At 71.0% G+C, this 14,940-nt stretch carries 19 protein-coding genes and 1 pseudogene; 9 read left to right on the top strand and 11 right to left on the bottom strand.

Annotation, left to right across the window (positions count from 1 at the left end; all coding sequences use genetic code 11):
- The first annotated feature begins 5 nt into the window (after positions 1-5).
- A complete protein-coding gene (locus tag AB0H64_RS24980; protein ID WP_357628720.1) occupies positions 6-1,160 on the top strand; it encodes an alpha/beta hydrolase in 1,155 nt (384 codons plus the stop codon).
- An 83-nt stretch (positions 1,161-1,243) separates the two neighbouring features.
- On the opposite strand, the gene AB0H64_RS24985 is transcribed toward AB0H64_RS24980, so the two are convergent.
- Complete coding sequence (locus AB0H64_RS24985; protein ID WP_357628722.1) at positions 1,244-1,747, bottom strand: MarR family transcriptional regulator; 504 nt, start codon at positions 1,745-1,747, stop codon at positions 1,244-1,246.
- A gap of 106 nt (positions 1,748-1,853) precedes the next feature.
- On the opposite strand from AB0H64_RS24985, the gene AB0H64_RS24990 reads away from it, so the two are divergent.
- Positions 1,854-2,267, top strand: a complete 414-nt coding sequence (locus AB0H64_RS24990) for a nuclear transport factor 2 family protein (RefSeq protein ID WP_357628725.1) — start codon at positions 1,854-1,856, stop codon at positions 2,265-2,267.
- A 44-nt stretch (positions 2,268-2,311) separates the two neighbouring features.
- Entirely contained in the window at positions 2,312-3,169 is an 858-nt protein-coding gene (locus AB0H64_RS24995; RefSeq protein ID WP_357628728.1) for a haloalkane dehalogenase, read from the top strand.
- Here the strand turns inward: AB0H64_RS24995 and AB0H64_RS25000 are convergent, their stop codons facing one another.
- Both AB0H64_RS25000 and AB0H64_RS25005 read right to left on the bottom strand, forming a co-directional pair.
- Positions 3,170-4,447, bottom strand: coding sequence for an ABC transporter substrate-binding protein (locus AB0H64_RS25000; protein ID WP_357628731.1), 1,278 nt, complete (start codon positions 4,445-4,447; stop codon positions 3,170-3,172).
- Positions 4,448-4,610: 163 nt separating this feature from the next.
- Positions 4,611-5,483 (bottom strand): AraC family transcriptional regulator, encoded by an 873-nt coding sequence (locus AB0H64_RS25005; protein ID WP_357628734.1) that lies wholly within the window; start codon positions 5,481-5,483, stop codon positions 4,611-4,613.
- 109 nt (positions 5,484-5,592) lie between these two features.
- Between AB0H64_RS25005 and AB0H64_RS25010 the strand changes: the two genes are divergently transcribed.
- The 3 genes from AB0H64_RS25010 (at position 5,593) to AB0H64_RS25020 (ending at position 7,254) form a co-directional block, all read left to right on the top strand.
- Positions 5,593-6,369, top strand: coding sequence for a phytanoyl-CoA dioxygenase family protein (locus AB0H64_RS25010; RefSeq protein WP_357628736.1), 777 nt, complete (start codon positions 5,593-5,595; stop codon positions 6,367-6,369).
- Positions 6,370-6,442: 73 nt separating this feature from the next.
- Positions 6,443-6,922: a hypothetical protein gene (locus tag AB0H64_RS25015; protein ID WP_357628738.1), complete on the top strand. Its 480-nt coding sequence runs from the start codon at positions 6,443-6,445 to the stop codon at positions 6,920-6,922.
- On the top strand, positions 6,919-7,254 hold the full coding sequence (locus AB0H64_RS25020; protein WP_357628740.1) for a hypothetical protein: 336 nt from the start codon (positions 6,919-6,921) through the stop codon (positions 7,252-7,254). Before AB0H64_RS25015 ends, AB0H64_RS25020 begins: the two co-directional genes overlap by 4 nt.
- A gap of 5 nt (positions 7,255-7,259) precedes the next feature.
- On the opposite strand, the pseudogene AB0H64_RS25025 reads toward AB0H64_RS25020, so the two are convergent.
- A pseudogene (locus AB0H64_RS25025) lies at positions 7,260-7,427 on the bottom strand (DUF1905 domain-containing protein); the annotation flags it as partial.
- 126 nt (positions 7,428-7,553) lie between these two features.
- Here AB0H64_RS25025 and AB0H64_RS25030 point away from each other — a divergent pair.
- A complete protein-coding gene (locus AB0H64_RS25030) occupies positions 7,554-7,814 on the top strand; it encodes a hypothetical protein (protein WP_357628742.1) in 261 nt (86 codons plus the stop codon).
- A gap of 86 nt (positions 7,815-7,900) precedes the next feature.
- Here AB0H64_RS25030 and AB0H64_RS25035 read toward each other — a convergent pair whose 3' ends face one another.
- Positions 7,901-9,139 (bottom strand): hypothetical protein, encoded by a 1,239-nt coding sequence (locus tag AB0H64_RS25035; protein ID WP_357628745.1) that lies wholly within the window; start codon positions 9,137-9,139, stop codon positions 7,901-7,903.
- 118 nt (positions 9,140-9,257) lie between these two features.
- Between AB0H64_RS25035 and AB0H64_RS25040 the strand changes: the two genes are divergently transcribed.
- On the top strand, positions 9,258-10,277 hold the full coding sequence (locus AB0H64_RS25040) for a sigma-70 family RNA polymerase sigma factor (RefSeq protein WP_357628748.1): 1,020 nt from the start codon (positions 9,258-9,260) through the stop codon (positions 10,275-10,277).
- Here the strand turns inward: AB0H64_RS25040 and AB0H64_RS25045 are convergent, their stop codons facing one another.
- From AB0H64_RS25045 to AB0H64_RS25060, 4 genes are all read right to left on the bottom strand, one after another.
- Positions 10,278-10,883 (bottom strand): TIGR03086 family metal-binding protein, encoded by a 606-nt coding sequence (locus tag AB0H64_RS25045; RefSeq protein WP_357628751.1) that lies wholly within the window; start codon positions 10,881-10,883, stop codon positions 10,278-10,280.
- Positions 10,880-11,077, bottom strand: a complete 198-nt coding sequence (locus tag AB0H64_RS25050) for a hypothetical protein (protein WP_357628752.1) — start codon at positions 11,075-11,077, stop codon at positions 10,880-10,882. Before AB0H64_RS25050 ends, AB0H64_RS25045 begins: the two co-directional genes overlap by 4 nt.
- Before the next feature lie 217 nt (positions 11,078-11,294).
- On the bottom strand, positions 11,295-11,621 hold the full coding sequence (locus AB0H64_RS25055; RefSeq protein WP_357628755.1) for an AzlD domain-containing protein: 327 nt from the start codon (positions 11,619-11,621) through the stop codon (positions 11,295-11,297).
- Complete coding sequence (locus AB0H64_RS25060; RefSeq protein WP_357628758.1) at positions 11,614-12,405, bottom strand: AzlC family ABC transporter permease; 792 nt, start codon at positions 12,403-12,405, stop codon at positions 11,614-11,616. The genes AB0H64_RS25055 and AB0H64_RS25060 overlap by 8 nt, the downstream gene beginning before the upstream one ends.
- 80 nt (positions 12,406-12,485) lie before the next feature.
- Here AB0H64_RS25060 and AB0H64_RS25065 point away from each other — a divergent pair, with 80 nt between their 5' ends.
- A complete protein-coding gene (locus AB0H64_RS25065; RefSeq protein WP_357628761.1) occupies positions 12,486-12,929 on the top strand; it encodes an Lrp/AsnC family transcriptional regulator in 444 nt (147 codons plus the stop codon).
- Between the two features lie 25 nt (positions 12,930-12,954).
- On the opposite strand, the gene AB0H64_RS25070 is transcribed toward AB0H64_RS25065, so the two are convergent.
- On the bottom strand, positions 12,955-13,434 hold the full coding sequence (locus AB0H64_RS25070; protein ID WP_357628763.1) for a hypothetical protein: 480 nt from the start codon (positions 13,432-13,434) through the stop codon (positions 12,955-12,957).
- A gap of 89 nt (positions 13,435-13,523) precedes the next feature.
- The gene (locus AB0H64_RS25075; protein WP_357628765.1) at positions 13,524-14,906 is read right to left on the bottom strand and encodes a Dyp-type peroxidase; all 1,383 of its coding nucleotides are present in this window, start codon (positions 14,904-14,906) and stop codon (positions 13,524-13,526) included.
- Positions 14,907-14,940 lie beyond the last annotated feature (34 nt).

Genomic DNA, 14,940 nt, shown 5'->3' on the forward strand with positions numbered 1-14,940 from the left:
GCTCGATGAGACAGATCCTGGCCGTCGCCGCAGGACTGGCCGTCCTCGCCGCGTCCGCCTGCTCCACACCCGCGCCACCCCGCTCCGCCGCCCCCTCGGCCGCGCCGACCGGCCCCGCCACCCTGCCCACCCCGTCCGGTGCCCATCCGGTCGGCACCACAGTCCTGTACCTGAAGGACACCTCCCGCCCCGACCCCTGGAACCTCGACGCCGGCGCCAGGGAGCTCAAGGTCACCCTGTGGTATCCGACCGAGCAGCGGGCCGGGAAGCGCGCGTCGTACATGACGCCGAAGGAGTCACAGCTCGCCATGAGGCGCTTCGGGGTCGGGGGCGTGCCGGACGACACGCTCAGCAAGACGCGAACGAACGCCGTCGAAGACGCCGAGCCCGCGGGCCGGAGCCTGCCGCTGGTGGTGCTCTCCCCCGGCTTCACCAATCCGATGAGCACCCTCACGTCCCTGGCCGAGGACCTGGCCAGCCGCGGGTACGTCGTGGCCGGGATCGACCACACCTACGAGAGCTACGCGACCACGTTCCCCGGCGGGCGGGTCGCCGAATGCCTCGCCTGCGACAGCGACACCGACCCGGGCTTCGGCACCGGAGTGGTCCAGGGCCGGGCCGCCGACGTCTCCTTCGTGCTCGACCAGCTGCCATCGAAGTGGGACGGTTCCGACCGGATCGACCGCTCCAGAATCGCGATGGCAGGCCAGTCGATGGGCGGGGCGAGCGCCTTGGCGGCCATGGTGAAGGACTCCCGGGTGCGGGCCGGGATCGACATGGACGGCACCACCTACGCCCGGATCCCCAAGAACGGGTTCTCCCGGCCGTTCATGTTCCTGGGCTCGCCGCAGCACATCCCCGGTGGCCGCGACAACTCGTGGGACCGCGACTGGAAGCTGCTGACCGGCTGGAAGCGCTGGCTCGTGCTGACGGGCGCCGAACACCAGTCCTTCACCGACGGCCCGCTGCTGGCGGGTGCCCTCGGCATCAGGCCCGTCTCCGGTGTTCTGCCCGCGGCGCGCTCCGCCGAGCTCACCCGCACCTACGTGGCGGCCTTCCTCGACCAGCACCTGAAGTCCAAGCGGCAGCCCCTCCTGGACAGGCCGTCATCGCGCTACCCCGAGGTCAGGTTCTGCCCCGCGACCTGCGGCCAGTCCTGAGGCCCGCGTCACCGCGGGGCCCGGCGGCTCGCCGCCGTCACGCGCTGGGAGCCCGCCGGTCACCGCCGAGGGCCGGCTCGGTGTCAGGAGGTCGGGGGGTGGGGCGCCTGCTGGGTGTGGTGGTCCAGCAGGCGGGTGAGCAGGTGCACGAGCTGGTCGCGTTCGGCGGGGGTCAGCGGGGCGAGCAGCTCGTCGTGGAGGTCGTCCAGGACCTTGTCGAGGCGGCGCAGGTGCCGGCGGCCCTGGGCGGTGATCGTGATGACGTTGCGGCGGCGGTCGTCGGGGTCCGGCATCCGCTCGACGAGGCCGTGCTCGGCCAGCTCGTTGAGGACGCCGACCATGTCGCTGCGGTAGATGCCGGTGCGCCGGCTCAGCGTCGCCTGGCTGCCCGGGCCGTACTCCTGCAACGAGGCGAGCACGGCGTAGTGCCACTTGCGGGCGTCGACCTGGGCCAGTCCCTCGTTCATCAGCCGGTCCGACCGAGCGGACATCCCTGAGAGCAGGCGACTGGCCCGTCGGCGCAGCCTCTCCGGCGTCTGCGTCTCGCCGTCGTACGGCATGTCCGCGGCTTCGGCTCTGCTGCTCATGACGCTGATCCTACCCTGTTGCGTTCGTCCGACTAACGATGTAGCTTCGTTCACGTCATAAACGTTAGAACGCTGAACGTTAGACCCACGAATGAAAGAGGGCACCATGTCCACGGACACTCTGATCGCCGACCGCATCGAGATTGCCGACCTGTTCTCCCGCTTCGCGCGGCTGCTCGACGAGAAGCGGTGGGAGGATGCGGGCACCGTCTTCGCCGACGATGTGGTGGTGCACTCGCCGCGCGGGGGCGAGCTGCGCGGCATCGACAAGGTCGCCGGCTTCCTGCGACAGAGCGAGGTCGAGGGGCAGCAGTCCCAGCACACCACCACCGACCTGCTGGTGGACCTCGACGGCGATCAGGCGGCCGCCTCGGCCTGCTCGCTCGTGTACTACTACCGCGACGGCCAGGCACCCCACTTCACGGGCGGCCTGCGATTGGCGGCCACCGTGGTGCGCACGCCGGCGGGCTGGCGCATCCGTGAGCAGCGCATCATGCCCGCCTGGACCCGCGAGAACTGATCGCCGGCGCCTGAAATCATCATCTCGGACAAGGAGTCCCCCTCATGCCCACGATCGACGTTCTCGACTCGACGATGCACTACGAAGACCACGGCAGCGGAGCCGCCGTCGTCTTCCTGCACGGCAATCCCTCCTCCTCCCACATGTGGCGCAAGGTGCTGCCCCTGATCGGAGCGGGACGGCTGATCGCCCCCGACCTGATCGGCATGGGCCGCTCGGGCAAGCCCACCAGCGACTACCGGTTCGCCGACCACGCCCGCTACCTCGACGCGTTCTTCGACGAACTCGGCCTGGACGAGGTCGTGCTCGTCGGCCACGACTGGGGCGGCTCGCTCGCCTTCGACCGGGCGGCCAGGCACCCCGATCGGGTGCGCGGTCTCGCCTTCTTCGAGACGATCGTGCGTCCGATCGCCTCGAATGAGCTCTCCGAGCAGGCGCGCGCCCGTACCGCGAAGCTGCGTACCACCGAGGGTGCATCCTTGGTGCTGGACTCGCACTTCCTCATCGACACCGCCTACACCAGGGGCGTGCTGAACCCGCTCAGCGAGGAGGAGCTCGACCTCTACCGGGCGCCGTACCCCACCCGGGAAAGCCGTCGCCCGCTGCTGAACTGGACCCGCTCGCTGCCGATCGACGGCGACCCCGCCGACGTGACCGCCCGGATCGACGCCTACGGCACCTGGCTGGCCCGCAGCAAGGACGTCCCCAAGCTCCTGCTCACCTTCGACTCCTCACCGACCCTGCTCATCACCCCGGAGCTCGCCGCCTGGTGCAAGGACAACATCGCCGGCCTCCAGATCGAGCACTGCGGTCCAGCCGGTCACCACGCCTCCGAAGACCAGCCGGAGACGATCGCCGCAGCGATCTCCACCTGGCTGGACCGGCAGGACCTCCGACAGTGATCAGCTTCCCGGCTGGTGGGTGCTCCAGTACTCGTCGGCGGCGGCCTGGATGTCCTCCAGGATCTTCTGGTAGCCGTCGGGCTTGACGACGAAGGCGCCGAAGCCGTCCAGCGCGGCGGTGAGCACGGGCGGCGGCGCGGCCTCGAAGTAACGGTTGACGAGGCGGTACTCCCCGCTGCCCGCGGCCTTGCTGACCTGCGCGATCGCCGCGTCGGAGATGGCGACCTTGGGGTTGGCCGAGACGTCCCCCCGGGCGGTGGCCCACTTCTCCTGCGCGGGCGGTGTCACCCACCAGGTGAGGAACTTCGTGCTGGCCCGCGCGTCCGGCGCCTTCGCCAGCGAGCACAGCGGGCCGCTCTCGAAGATCATCGAGGTCTTGGGCAGCGCCGGGTTGACGTTCGGGATCGTGAAGAAGCCGTAGTCGGTGCCCGCCTTCAGGTCCCGTTGCGTCATGCTCGTGTTGAACCAGGTGCCGAACGACACCATCGCGGTCTTGCCGGTCTTCAGGACGTCACCCGGGTCGGTCTTGTCGCCGGGGTTGTTGAAGTAGCCGGCGTCGATCATCGACTTCCACCGCTTCATCACCTCGACCACGCCCGGATCGGTGTACTTCGCCTGGCCGGTCGAGAGCCGGTCGTACAGGTCGGGGTCGCTGCCGGCCAGGAGCTGCTCGAACCAGACGAAGGAGAACAGCACCGAGGTGTGGTAGAACGCGGGCACGCCGTTCTTCTTCAGGGTGTCGGCGATCGTGATGAGCTCGTCCCACGTGGTGGGCGGCTTCAGTTCGTACTTGTCGAAGATCTTTTTGTTGTAGAACATGCCCCAGTAAGCCGCGTTGAGCGGCACGCAGTACTGCTTGCCGCCCACCGTGTAGTACTTCGCCAGGTCGGCCGACAGGTCGCCGTTGCGGATGGCCTCCTGCCAGATCGCGGTCGTCTCCGCCACCTGCCTCTGGGCGACGATCTCGGTCAACCGGCCGCCCGTCGTCCAGGTGAACAGGTCGGGCTTGACGTCGGTCCGGAAGGAGGCCTTGATGAACGCCTGGTAGGTCGGCTCGTCGGTGTAGCCGACCGGCTTCATGGACAGCCCGATCTGCTGCTTGGACAGCGCGCCCATCTCGTCGAAGTACTTACTCCAGGCGCCTTTGTCGTTGTACAGCTTGAGCTCGGTCCTGCCGGCCTCCTTCGCCGTGTCGCCGCCGGAGGAGCACGCGGCAAGGGTCAGGGAGAGGGCGGTGGCGCAGAGTGCGGCCTTGCGCAGGGGAAGCGACCGGATCATGCCCGGCCTCCTGTTCGATCTTGGGGGTGGCTGGTCGATCAGCGCTGGGGGTCGGGGGCACGCGTGCGGGCGGGCGGCTCGACGGGAGGACGGGCGCCTTGGCCGGGGCGGACCATCCCGACGGGTTCACGAAGGGGACTTCGCCGAGGTGCAAGTCATATAATCACTTGATGTCTGGGGTGTCCAGGGTCGCGGGGACCACTGCCCGCCGGGTCGCCTCCCGGTAGTCGCGAGGCGCCATGCCGTACTTGTCGCGAAAAAGCCTGCCGAAGTACGACTGGCCGGAGAAACCGCAGCGCTGGGCGATCCGGCCGATGCCTTCCGTCGTCGTGGTCAGTAGCAGGGCGGCGTGCTCCAGCCTTCGCGTGACGACGAACGCCACCGGCGTGCAGCCGTAGTGCGTGCGCATCGAGCGGGCCAGATGCCCCGGGCTGACCGCGGCCGTCTCCAGGAGCCGGGGCAGCCCTTCGCGCAGGTTCTCCTCGCGGCTCATCGCGACGCAGGCCGCCACCAGCCAGCCGGGCCGCCCGTCCATGGCCCTGCCGTCGGCCCGCTCCAGGAGCGGCACGACCGCCGTCCAGAGCCGGACCAGGTCGAGGACCCGGGGCATGCCGGAGTAGGCGGCCAGTACCCGGGCGAACTCCGCGGCCACCGGCCCGTCCGGATCGGCGCCCGCCGCCAGGGGAAGCTCGCGCCGGTCCCAGTCCGCCGTGCCCGCCAGCCCTGCCAGGTCGGCGAACGCGCGCCAGCGCTCGCTGGGGAAGGCGATGTTGACGAAGCGCATCCCGCCGGCCGCCGTGCCCGCGAACTCGTGACGGTCGTGCGGTCTGACCAGCACCACGTCACCCGCGCGCAGCGGCATCTCGCTGTCGCCCACCCGCTGCACGCCCGCTCCGGCCGTCACGAAGACCAACTCGTGGAAGTCGGCGTGGCTGTGCGGCTCGGGCCGGTCGCGCCGGCCGCCGGTGACGGGCACCAGCGCCGCGTGGTACGGCAGGCCGACCGCGAACTCGACCCAGCGCAGGATGGTCGACATGTCAGGAAATTAATACTTATGGAGCGGTGAGTACTAGTAACTCGCGGCGCGGAGACCGAAGAATCCGGATCGACGCCATCTCCGCCAGCCCCGCAGCGAGGAGCACATCGTGATCACGGAAGCCGGCCGGACCCTTCAGGACTACGATCGCGACGGCTACACGATCTTCCGCAACGTCATCGACCCCGAACTGATCGCCGAGGCCGGCGACCACGTCGCCTGGCTCCAGGCCAGGCACCCCGACCGGCTCGGCGAGGACCTGGCCACCGAGCTGGTCGCGGGCGACCCGTTCTGGGTGCGGCTGGTCGGCGACGACCGGCTGCTGGACATCGCCCAGCTCTTCGTCGGCCCCGACATCGCGCTGTTCGCCTCGCACTACATCAGCAAGCCGCCCTTCTCCGGCAAGCCGGTCCTCTGGCATCAGGACGGCGCGTACTGGCCGCTCGAGCCGATGCGCGTCGTCACGCTCTGGCTGGCCGTCGACGAGGCCACCCCGGAGAACGGCTGCCTGCGGGTGATCCCCGGCTCGCACAAGGAGGAGCTGTACGAGCTGCGGGAGCGCGACGACGTCGACAACGTGCTCGGCTCGGAGAGCGCGGTGACGGTCGACGAGTCCAGGGCGGTGGACCTGGTGCTGTCGCCGGGCGACGTGGAGGTCCACCACCCGAACATCCTGCACGGCTCCAACGCCAACACCTCCCCCAGGCGCCGGTGCGGCCTGACCATCCGCTACATCCCGACCTCGACCCGGATCACGAGCGAGCAGCAGCCGTTCGTCTCCGCGCTGCTGCTCCGCGGGCGGCCGGGCGTGAACGTCTACCAGCCCTTCCCCACGTACGTGGAGGGCGAGCACATGCCGTTCAGGGGCGCCTCCGTGGTGCGATGACGCGGCCCCGACCTTCAGGACGCCTGAAGCTTCGGCTAAGCTTCAGGCAATCTGAAGGTTGGAAGGAACGCCCATGGAACATGTCCTGTTGTCGGTGCACGTGCTCGCGAGCATCGTCTTCGTCGGAGGGTCGGCCGTCGCCGCGAGCCTGTTCCCCCGGTACGCGCCGATCGCCGTCCCCGTACCCGCGGCCGCCGGAGGGGCGGCCCCGGAGGGGACGGAGTCAGAGGTGCGCAACCGCGCGGTGGCCGTCGCACTGCACCGCGTCACGGGGGGTTACGCCGCCTTCGGGCTGATCGTGCCGGTGGTCGGGATCGCCCTGGCGACCCTCCAGGGACGGATGGGCGAGATCTGGATCACCGTGTCCATGCTGCTCACAGCCGTCGCGGGCGGCCTGCTGGCCACGCAGATCCACCCGCGCCAGCGCGCGGCTCTCCGCGCCCCCGGCGACGGCCGGGCGCTGCGCACGCTGTCCATGCTCGCCGGTCTCTACAACCTGGCGTGGGCGGCCGTCGTCGTCATCATGATCGTCCGCCCCGGCTCGGGCCGATGAGCGTCACCCCGGCCGGCGCTGTCGGGATGAGCGCGGCGCATCTGCGGGTGCTGCGTCTCGCGTCCGGCGTCGAGGCGCTCTCCCTGGCGACCCTGCTGGTCAACCTGCTCACGGTTCACACCGGGGTGATCACCACGTTCGGCGGGCCGCTGCACGGCATGTCCTACCTGGTCGTCGTCGGCGCCGTCTCGATGGCGCCGGCCGCCGCCGGTTCCGGAGCGCGGTGGCGCGCCTTCGTCCCCGGCGTCGGCGGCCTGCTCGCCCTGCGGCGCCTGCGGAGCCGCCCGGCCCCGTCGGACGCTGTCCCCGGCCCGCCTCGTCAGGACGGATGAGGCCGTCACCCGGTCCGGCTCAGAAGGCGGACGGTGACGGTGTCGCCCGCGTCCTTGCCGATCGCGCGGCGGACCTCGGCACGGACCGGCAGCTTGTGAACGCCGCCGCCCATGGCCATGAACGAGCTCTCGAACGGGTGACCGTCGATCGTCGCCCGTACCTTCACCAGACCCCGGGTCCCGAAGAACCCGGCCGACCCGGGCCAGACGACGTAGTGTGGCCGCCCTTGGCCGGGCTCTTCTGCAGCGTCGCGGTGAACTCCTGGTCGAGTGCCTGGGGCTTGTCATGGAGCCGTCCGGTGGTCGACGGCACCACCGAGGAGGACGCCGGTCTCGGCTCAGCCCTGTCCACCTCCGTTCAGCAGGTCGGCGGTGCCGTCGGGGTGGCCGCGTTGGCCATCATGGGCTACTCAGGCGGTCTTACGGCGGGCGCGGTCTGCGTGGCGCTCGGCGCTGTGCTCATCGTCGTGCTGCTGCCGTCGCGTGCCAGCGGCCCGTGGCAGACCACCGGACATGGAGCCAACGGCCGAAGCAAGCCGCCAGCCGCTCCCCGGCCCTGAGCAGTCGCAGCTCCGCCTGAATCCGAAAGGGGCGCGTCCTCGTTGAGATCGGGTGAGGTGGGCTGGTCAGAGAGCTCACTTCCGGGCTACGGACGCGGCTGAGCGAATCGACCATCACGCCTGAGGATGGTCTCCCTGCCGTAGTCGGTGTACTCCACGGGACGCCCCACCGCCCAGATGTCCTTTCCGCCGGGGACCGCCGCAAGGGCCTCCAGCCGGCCCTTGTACGTCCGCTCCAAGGTCCATTGCCTGCCGTCGAAGTGCAGCAACACAGGCTGCCATGGGCGGTCGAGTTCGGCGCCGAGCACCCAGACGTCATCCGGGCCGAGAGCGGTGACGGCGCTGAGCGAGGCGCGCAGGGGTGGCAGCGTCATCCGCGTCCATTCCCTCCCGTCCCAGTGCATGACCAAGGGAGCGGAGGGAAGGTCAGCCCTGTCCTGCAAGGGCGTGGGGCAGGCGCCGTCCGCGTAGCGGGTGGTCACACTGCCTGTGAGAACGTCTCCCACGGCCCACACATCGGTCGGGTCGACGGCCACGACGTGCTTGAGGGTGCCGCCCGGAACGTCAGGGACGCGCATCCTCCTCCAGCCGGGTTGCGCGCCCCCCTGGTTGTGGGAGATGGCGGGGGTGATGCCGCCGCAGTCCGGCCTCGGCTGCTCGCCGACGATCCAGGTGTGCCCCCCGCTCGCGTCCACCGCGGTGAAGGCGCTGTTCTCATCGGTCATGGCCAGCGAGTACGTGTGATCCTCCACCACGGAGACGAACGACCCGGCCACGTCCTGGCCGATCAGAACCGTGCGATCACGGTCAGCGGCGACGTCGAGGAGATCCTGGGCAAGGCCGAACGGCGCCCGCATCGACCACATGTGCCCGTCCCAGTGGGCGACCCTCCCGCCGCCGATCACCCAGAGATCGTCCGGTGCTCGTGCGTCGAGTTCTGTCGCGTCGATGCCGCGAGGGAGCGGGAACCTCGACCACCTGACACCGTTCCAGTGGACCATGACGGGTTCGCCGTCCCTGTCCTCGGCTGCGTTCTCGAAGCCGAGGGCCCACGCGTCGCGTGGGCTCGTCGCCACTACGTCGGTCAGGCCCGCCGCCGCGATGAGCGGGGCGTTGTCGACCACCTTCCATCGCCTGGACAACGGGATCGGGTCCGAGGATGCCGGGCCGGGGCTCAGGGTGACCGCTGGAGCGGCTTCTTTCTCGGCCGCGCTGCCGTTCACGGTCGGGCTCGAGCCGGCGGGCGTGCCCTCCCGGTCAATCGCGGCTGAGCAGGCCGTCAGGAGAACCAGGCACGTCGCCACTGCTCCCTGCATGATCTTCATGAGCGGATTATGACGCGACGACCTCTTACCAACCTGCCTCACGAAAGAACATCAACTCTCGAACCGCCCCCTGAGCGCGTCGCAGCGGGACTCCCGTGGTGGGGCAGAATCGTGGCCTGTGAGCGAAGTTTCCGCGGACGACCTGACACGGGCCCGGCAGGGGGACGGCGACGCGTTCGGCCGGCTCGTGGAGCCGCTGCGCCGGGAGCTGCACGCGCACTGCTACCGCATGCTCGGCTCCGCGCACGACGCCGACGACGCCCTGCAGGAGGCGCTGCTGCGCGCCTGGCGGGGGCTACCCCGTTTCGAGGCCCGCGGCTCGCTGCGCTCCTGGCTGTACGCCGTCGCCACCCGCGCCTGCCTCGACACGATCGAGGCGCGCGGCAGGCGGGCGCTGCCCGTCGACCTCGGCCCCTCCAGCGACCACGCCGTCGTGGACGCCGCCCCGCGTACCGACGTGGCCTGGCTCGGCCCCTACCCCGACGCGGCGCTGGGCCACGGCCCGCTCGGTCCCGACGCCCGTTACGAGCAGCGCGAGGCCGTCGAGCTCGCGTTCGTCGCGGCCCTGCAGCACCTGCCGGGCAACCAGCGGGCGGCGCTGCTGCTGTTCGAGGTGCTGGGCCTGTCCGCCGCCGAGATCGCCGCCACGATGCGGACCTCGACCACGTCGGTCAACTCCGCGCTGGCCCGGGCCCGCAAGGTCATCGCCGACCGGGTGCCCGCCCAGAGCCAGCGGCAGGCCGTGCGCAAGCTCGGCGACGCGCGTCTGCGCGAGCTGGTCACCGGGTACGCGGCCGCGATGGAGCGCGGTGACGCCGCGGCCCTGGCGGCGCTGCTCACCGAGGACGTCACCTGGTCGATGCCGCCGCTCCCCCACTGGTACCGGGGCGCCGAGGCGGTCATGGACTTCGCCGTCCAGGTCCCGCTGACCCGCTGCGGCTCGTGGCGGCACCTGACGACCAGCGCGAACGGCCAGCCCGCCGTGGCCTCCTACCTGCGCCACGGCGGCACCGGGCCGTACCGGGCGTGGTCGTTGAACGTGCTGACCGTCCGCGGTGACGCCATCGCCGCGATCACCTCGTTCGTCGGCCCTGAGCACGCCGCCCTCCTCGGCCTGCCCGGGGCCCTTCCCGGATGATCATCGTCGGGAGGGAGGAGTCCAGGCCGGGTCGCGGCCGGTGAGGCCGAGCAGCCGGTCCATGAGCGGGGCGTCGCCGGGCACCGGCACCGGCGGCCCGAACAGGCCGGGGCTGCCCTGCGGGGATGCGGCGGCGACGGCGCTCACCCACGCGTACGCCTCCCGCAGAGCCTCCTCCAGCGCGGGATCCTCGCCGGGGTAGGGCTGCCCGGTGGCGACGGCCACGTCCCAGCCGTGGATGACGACCTCGTCGACGGCGGCGGCCCCGGCGACCTCGGCCGGCATCCGGCCGCCGCCCACCTCCGCCGTCCCGCTCCACGCCGACGGAGCCCGCCACGCCCGGGCCAGCTCGTCGAGGCGGGCCGGGATGCGGTCACGCCAGTCGTCGCCCAGCCGCGACGCGTCGGGCGTCCGGGCACGGCCGCCGTCCTCCAGCGGCGTCTTGGTGGCGGCGGTGGTGAACGCCACACAGAGACCGTCGACGTGGTCGAGCAGCTCCGCCACGGTGATGCCACCGGACGGCGTCGGGGCGGAGAGCCGGTCGTCGGGCAGGCTCCGGATGATCGCGGCGAGGGCGTCCGTCGCGGGCCCCAGGTCGGCCGTCATCGCCGCACCCCGTCCATGAGCCGGTCCAGCACGCCGTCCCAGCCGCCGCCGAGCCGCCTGGCGCCCCGGTCACCGGGAGCGAGCCGCTGCCGCAGGATGTCGGGGTCGAGCCAGGCCCGACTGGAGCTCCGCGGGGACGCGGACAGGGTGCGTTCGCGGCGTACCGCGGGAGGGGGGACGGGCTGAGCGATCATGACGCCTCCTCGGACGTGCGTGGACGTGGGCGGCCGAGGACCTGCCGCACGCGTCGACGCGCCTCCCGGAACGTCTCGTGGAGGCGCGGCCACGCGAGCGGGGCGGACCCCGACGCACAACCATATGGTCGAACGTCACCCGCGGTCGCGTCGTACGCCGCGCGGGAGCCGGTCACGCCCATCCCGCCGGGCAACCCGCTGAAGCTCGTCCCCGAGCTCAGAAGGCGTTGACGAGGACGACGTAGACGGCGGTGCCGATCCCGACGCTCAGGATCGTGCGGCGGCCGAAGGCGAGGTGCACGCCCGCGGTGACGGCGACCGCGAGCAGCGCGTACGGCATCGCGCGTGGTTCGGCGGCGATGGTGCCGTGCAGGGCGGTCACCGCGAGGATCGCGAGGATGCCCACCGGCATCCACACCGCCAGGTTCCGCACGACGGCGGAGCTGTGCAAGGTGCGCAGCAGCGCGAAGGGGACGGCGCGCAGGGCGAAGGTGATGGTGAAGACGATCGCCAGGACGGCGACGAGATAGGAGACGCTAGGCATCGACGGTCTCCCGGGTGGGCTCCTGGGCGGGCCGCCGGGCGGGCTCCTGCGCCGGGCGGCGGGCGGCGAGCGCGTGGCGGGCCAGCAGCAGGGCGACGAACAGCAGCAGCGCGGTGAACATGGCGGCGCCCGGGGTGGCGATGAGGGCGACGGTCACGCCGGCCCCCGCGAGCAGCGCCGGGGCGATCTCCCGGCGGGAGCGGAAGGCGTCCAGCGTGAGCACGGTGAACAGGGCGCACAGGGCGAATTCCAGCCCCTTGACCGGCGCGGGCAGCGCCGCGCCGACGGCGACTCCGACCAGCCCGCCGCCCACCCAGTAGGCCTGGGAGGCGAGCTGCATCGCCAGCAGTCGCGGTGCCGAGCGCTCCGCCGCGGGCAGCGAGGCGCTGACGGCGTAGGCCTCGTCGATCATCGCGTAGACGGAGTACGCCTTCGCCAACCGGCCCCTGACCAGGTGCAGGGGGAAGGAGAAGGCGTAGAAGACGTGCCGGAAGTTGACCACCAGGACGGTCAGCGCGACGGCGGCGAGCGGCGTGACGCTCGCGATCATGCCCACCAGCAGCAGTTCGAGGGAACCGGCGAACGCGGCCAGCGACAGGGCGGGGGTCAACCACCAGGGCAGGCCGGCCTGGAGGATCAGCAGGCCGAGGGCGACGCCGAGCGGGAAGATCCCCAGCCCCGCGGAGAAGGAATCGCGCACTCCTGCGACGATCTGCTCCCGCTGGGTGATCGGAGCGCGGGCGAGCGCAGGTGTGGCGATATGGGGCGGAACGGTCGATTGCACGCTTCTATGGTCTCGCAGAACCCTCGCCATGTGGTTGCGAGTATTGCCCTCGCGGGATCGGCTACGGCAATGTTCGAGACATGGATGCGGTGGACAGAGCAATTATCGCCGAGTTGGAGCGGAACGGACGGCTGACGAACGTCGAGCTGGCCACGCGGGTCGGGCTCACCCCCGGGCCGTGCCTGCGGCGCGTGCAGCGGCTGGAGGCCGAGGGCGTCATCCGCGGGTACCGGGCGGTCATCGACCCCGCCTCCGTGGGCCGCTCGTTCGAGGTCCTGGTCGACCTCACCCTCGACACCCAGGACGCCGAGACCGTCGAGCGCTTCGAGCAGACGTTGGCGCAGGCCGAGGCGGTCGTCGAGCTGCGCCGGCTGTTCGGCAGCCCCGACTACTTCGCCCGCGTGGCCGTCGCCGACCTGGCCGCCTACGAGGCCTTCCTCAGCCGGCATGTCATGACCATCCCGCGGATCAGGAACGTCACCTCGCACTTCACGATGAAGAACGTCAAAGTCGCCACGGGGTGACGGGCGGCCTCCAGGCGCCAGGCGCTCAGCCCGCTTCGTCGAGCAGACGTTGGAACGCCTCCTGTACGCGCAGTGCCTTCTTGAGTTCCTTCACCGTGGAGTCCGGGATCGCGCGCAGGTAGGAGGCCGCCTGGGCCTGGTGGGCGACGATGAGGTCCTTGATGTTGGGGTCGTGGATGCCCGGATAGTCCTCGGTGTGCTGCAGGATGGCGTCGAAGGTCTCCGGGACCAGGGCGGCGAAGTCGTCGATGTAGGCGTCCCAGTCGCCGTCGAAGTTCGTGGCGAACATGAGCCGCGTGTCGTCGTCGAAGAGCACCCATCGCGCGTCGTGCAGGGTGCCGATGCGCGCAAGCATCTCCTTGCGCTTGTCCTCGAAGCCCGGCTGCTGGAAGACCGCGCGGATCTGCTCTCCCTCGCCGGGCTTGACGTTGAAGAAGAGGGTGAACTCGCTCGTCCTGCCGGACTTCAGTCCCGGGCGGCTCTGCCGGTCGGCGTTCGTGGTCATGTCAGTGTGTCCTTTGGCTGGGGCCCGATGGGGCTTCTGTCCTGTGAATGGCCGGGGACTGGATCCGGTGGTCGACGGCCGGCCGGGGCTCAGTCTTCGAGCTCGGCCAGCCAGTTCAGCGCCCCCAGGCCGGGCATGAACAGGTACTCACCCCCCTTGGTGATCGTGAAGCGCGGTAGCTGCTGCAACCGGCGGCGGACGGGACGCCGGGGGATGGTGAAGGTCCCGGTGGCGTCGTTGTCCCCGATGAGCGGATCCTTCTCGGTGCCGAGACCGACGAAGTCACCGTCGTTGGCCCACTGGGTCTTGAGGAACTCGAACTGCCGGACGAGGTCGGCGCCCATGAAGATGAACACGATGCCGCGCTCGGCGCCGTCGTCCTCCAGTTCTCCCTCGGGGAGCATGGGGCCGTAGGTGGTGCCGCGGCGCAGGGCGCGGTGGATCTTCACGTCCACGATCGAGCCGGTCAGGGCGTCGCGTGGGTTCATGCGGCGGATGTGGGAGCCGAGCGGGCAGCGCAGGCCAGTCGGGTCCTGTTGCCCGTAGGTGAAGTCGTTGGCCCGCATGGGATCGGCGGCGAGGCCGGGGTCGTCGTGCTCGGGGGCCAGCACCAGAGGCGCCCCGCTGCGCCAGCGGCCGACCATCTTCGCCGCGAGCAGTTCCTCCTCCTCGGGCGAGGAGGCGTTGTCCCTCAGGTAGCGGCGGAAGGCGGCCACCTGAACGTGGAGTTTGCGGAAGGCGACGTAGGTGCCGTTGCGGCCCAGGACGTCGGGCTGGGGCATGGCGGCGACCCGGCCCAGCTCGTTGGTGTGGCCGAGGAGGAACTCTCCGGCCTTGATGGTGGGGCCGAATCCGGGCAGGTAGCCGTAGTGGTCGCCGCCGGCGTGCAGGATGCTGGCCACGCCGGCGCCCTCAACGTCGGGCTCGCCGATGCCGTCGACGAAGCCGAGGTGGGTGCGCCCGGTCGGCAGCTGCCCGGCTTCCAGCCGATAGATCACCGAAACGCCCGGCAGTTCGCGTAGCGCCTCGCGGGCGTCGTCCAGCACGGTCCGGAGCCCCGCCTCGTCCGGCGCAAACACCGACAACGCGACATGGACGTCGGTGCTGCCCAGCGGCGGGTCCCAGTGCTCAGGGCCGCTCTCATCGACGTCGCCGAGCCGTTCGGCGCGGGCGGCCATCCCCTGCCGGAACTCGGCCGGAAAGCTGTCCAGCGACGCCTGCGGCACGCCCAGGGCCCGCAACCCGGAGTGGCTGAGCGCGACGCTGAACCACGCCTGGTCCGGAGGTTCCCACCATCGGGCGGCCGAAGCCACGCGGGGCGCCAGCTGGGCCAGCATCCGCCGGCCGTCTGCCGCGTCGTCGATGCGCAGCAGGAAGTAGGCGCCCACGTAGGGCGATGGGCGCTGCCGCAGCAGGGTGCCCTGGATGTCGTCCAACTCCAGGACCTGGGCGCTGCTCGCACGTTCTGTCATCGCGTTCTGTCTCCATGTGTCCGCCGGCTCACCG

This window comes from Nonomuraea sp. NPDC050733 (genome assembly GCF_040654215.1).
Taxonomy (GTDB): Bacteria; Actinomycetota; Actinomycetes; order Streptosporangiales; family Streptosporangiaceae; genus Nonomuraea.

Bases quoted from the DNA above. Each gene is read 5' to 3' on its own strand.
- AB0H64_RS24980 (WP_357628720.1), top strand. From the start codon at position 6: ATGAGACAGATCCTGGCCGTCGCCGCAGGACTGGCCGTCCTCGCCGCG.
- AB0H64_RS24985 (WP_357628722.1), bottom strand. From the start codon at position 1,747: ATGAGCAGCAGAGCCGAAGCCGCGGACATGCCGTACGACGGCGAGACG.
- AB0H64_RS24990 (WP_357628725.1), top strand. From the start codon at position 1,854: ATGTCCACGGACACTCTGATCGCCGACCGCATCGAGATTGCCGACCTG.
- AB0H64_RS24995 (WP_357628728.1), top strand. From the start codon at position 2,312: ATGCCCACGATCGACGTTCTCGACTCGACGATGCACTACGAAGACCAC.
- AB0H64_RS25000 (WP_357628731.1), bottom strand. From the start codon at position 4,447: ATGATCCGGTCGCTTCCCCTGCGCAAGGCCGCACTCTGCGCCACCGCC.
- AB0H64_RS25005 (WP_357628734.1), bottom strand. From the start codon at position 5,483: ATGTCGACCATCCTGCGCTGGGTCGAGTTCGCGGTCGGCCTGCCGTAC.
- AB0H64_RS25015 (WP_357628738.1), top strand. From the start codon at position 6,443: ATGGAACATGTCCTGTTGTCGGTGCACGTGCTCGCGAGCATCGTCTTC.
- AB0H64_RS25020 (WP_357628740.1), top strand. From the start codon at position 6,919: ATGAGCGTCACCCCGGCCGGCGCTGTCGGGATGAGCGCGGCGCATCTG.
- AB0H64_RS25035 (WP_357628745.1), bottom strand. From the start codon at position 9,139: ATGAAGATCATGCAGGGAGCAGTGGCGACGTGCCTGGTTCTCCTGACG.
- AB0H64_RS25045 (WP_357628751.1), bottom strand. From the start codon at position 10,883: ATGACGGCCGACCTGGGGCCCGCGACGGACGCCCTCGCCGCGATCATC.
- AB0H64_RS25050 (WP_357628752.1), bottom strand. From the start codon at position 11,077: ATGATCGCTCAGCCCGTCCCCCCTCCCGCGGTACGCCGCGAACGCACC.
- AB0H64_RS25055 (WP_357628755.1), bottom strand. From the start codon at position 11,621: ATGCCTAGCGTCTCCTATCTCGTCGCCGTCCTGGCGATCGTCTTCACC.
- AB0H64_RS25065 (WP_357628761.1), top strand. From the start codon at position 12,486: ATGGATGCGGTGGACAGAGCAATTATCGCCGAGTTGGAGCGGAACGGA.
- AB0H64_RS25070 (WP_357628763.1), bottom strand. From the start codon at position 13,434: ATGACCACGAACGCCGACCGGCAGAGCCGCCCGGGACTGAAGTCCGGC.
- AB0H64_RS25075 (WP_357628765.1), bottom strand. From the start codon at position 14,906: ATGACAGAACGTGCGAGCAGCGCCCAGGTCCTGGAGTTGGACGACATC.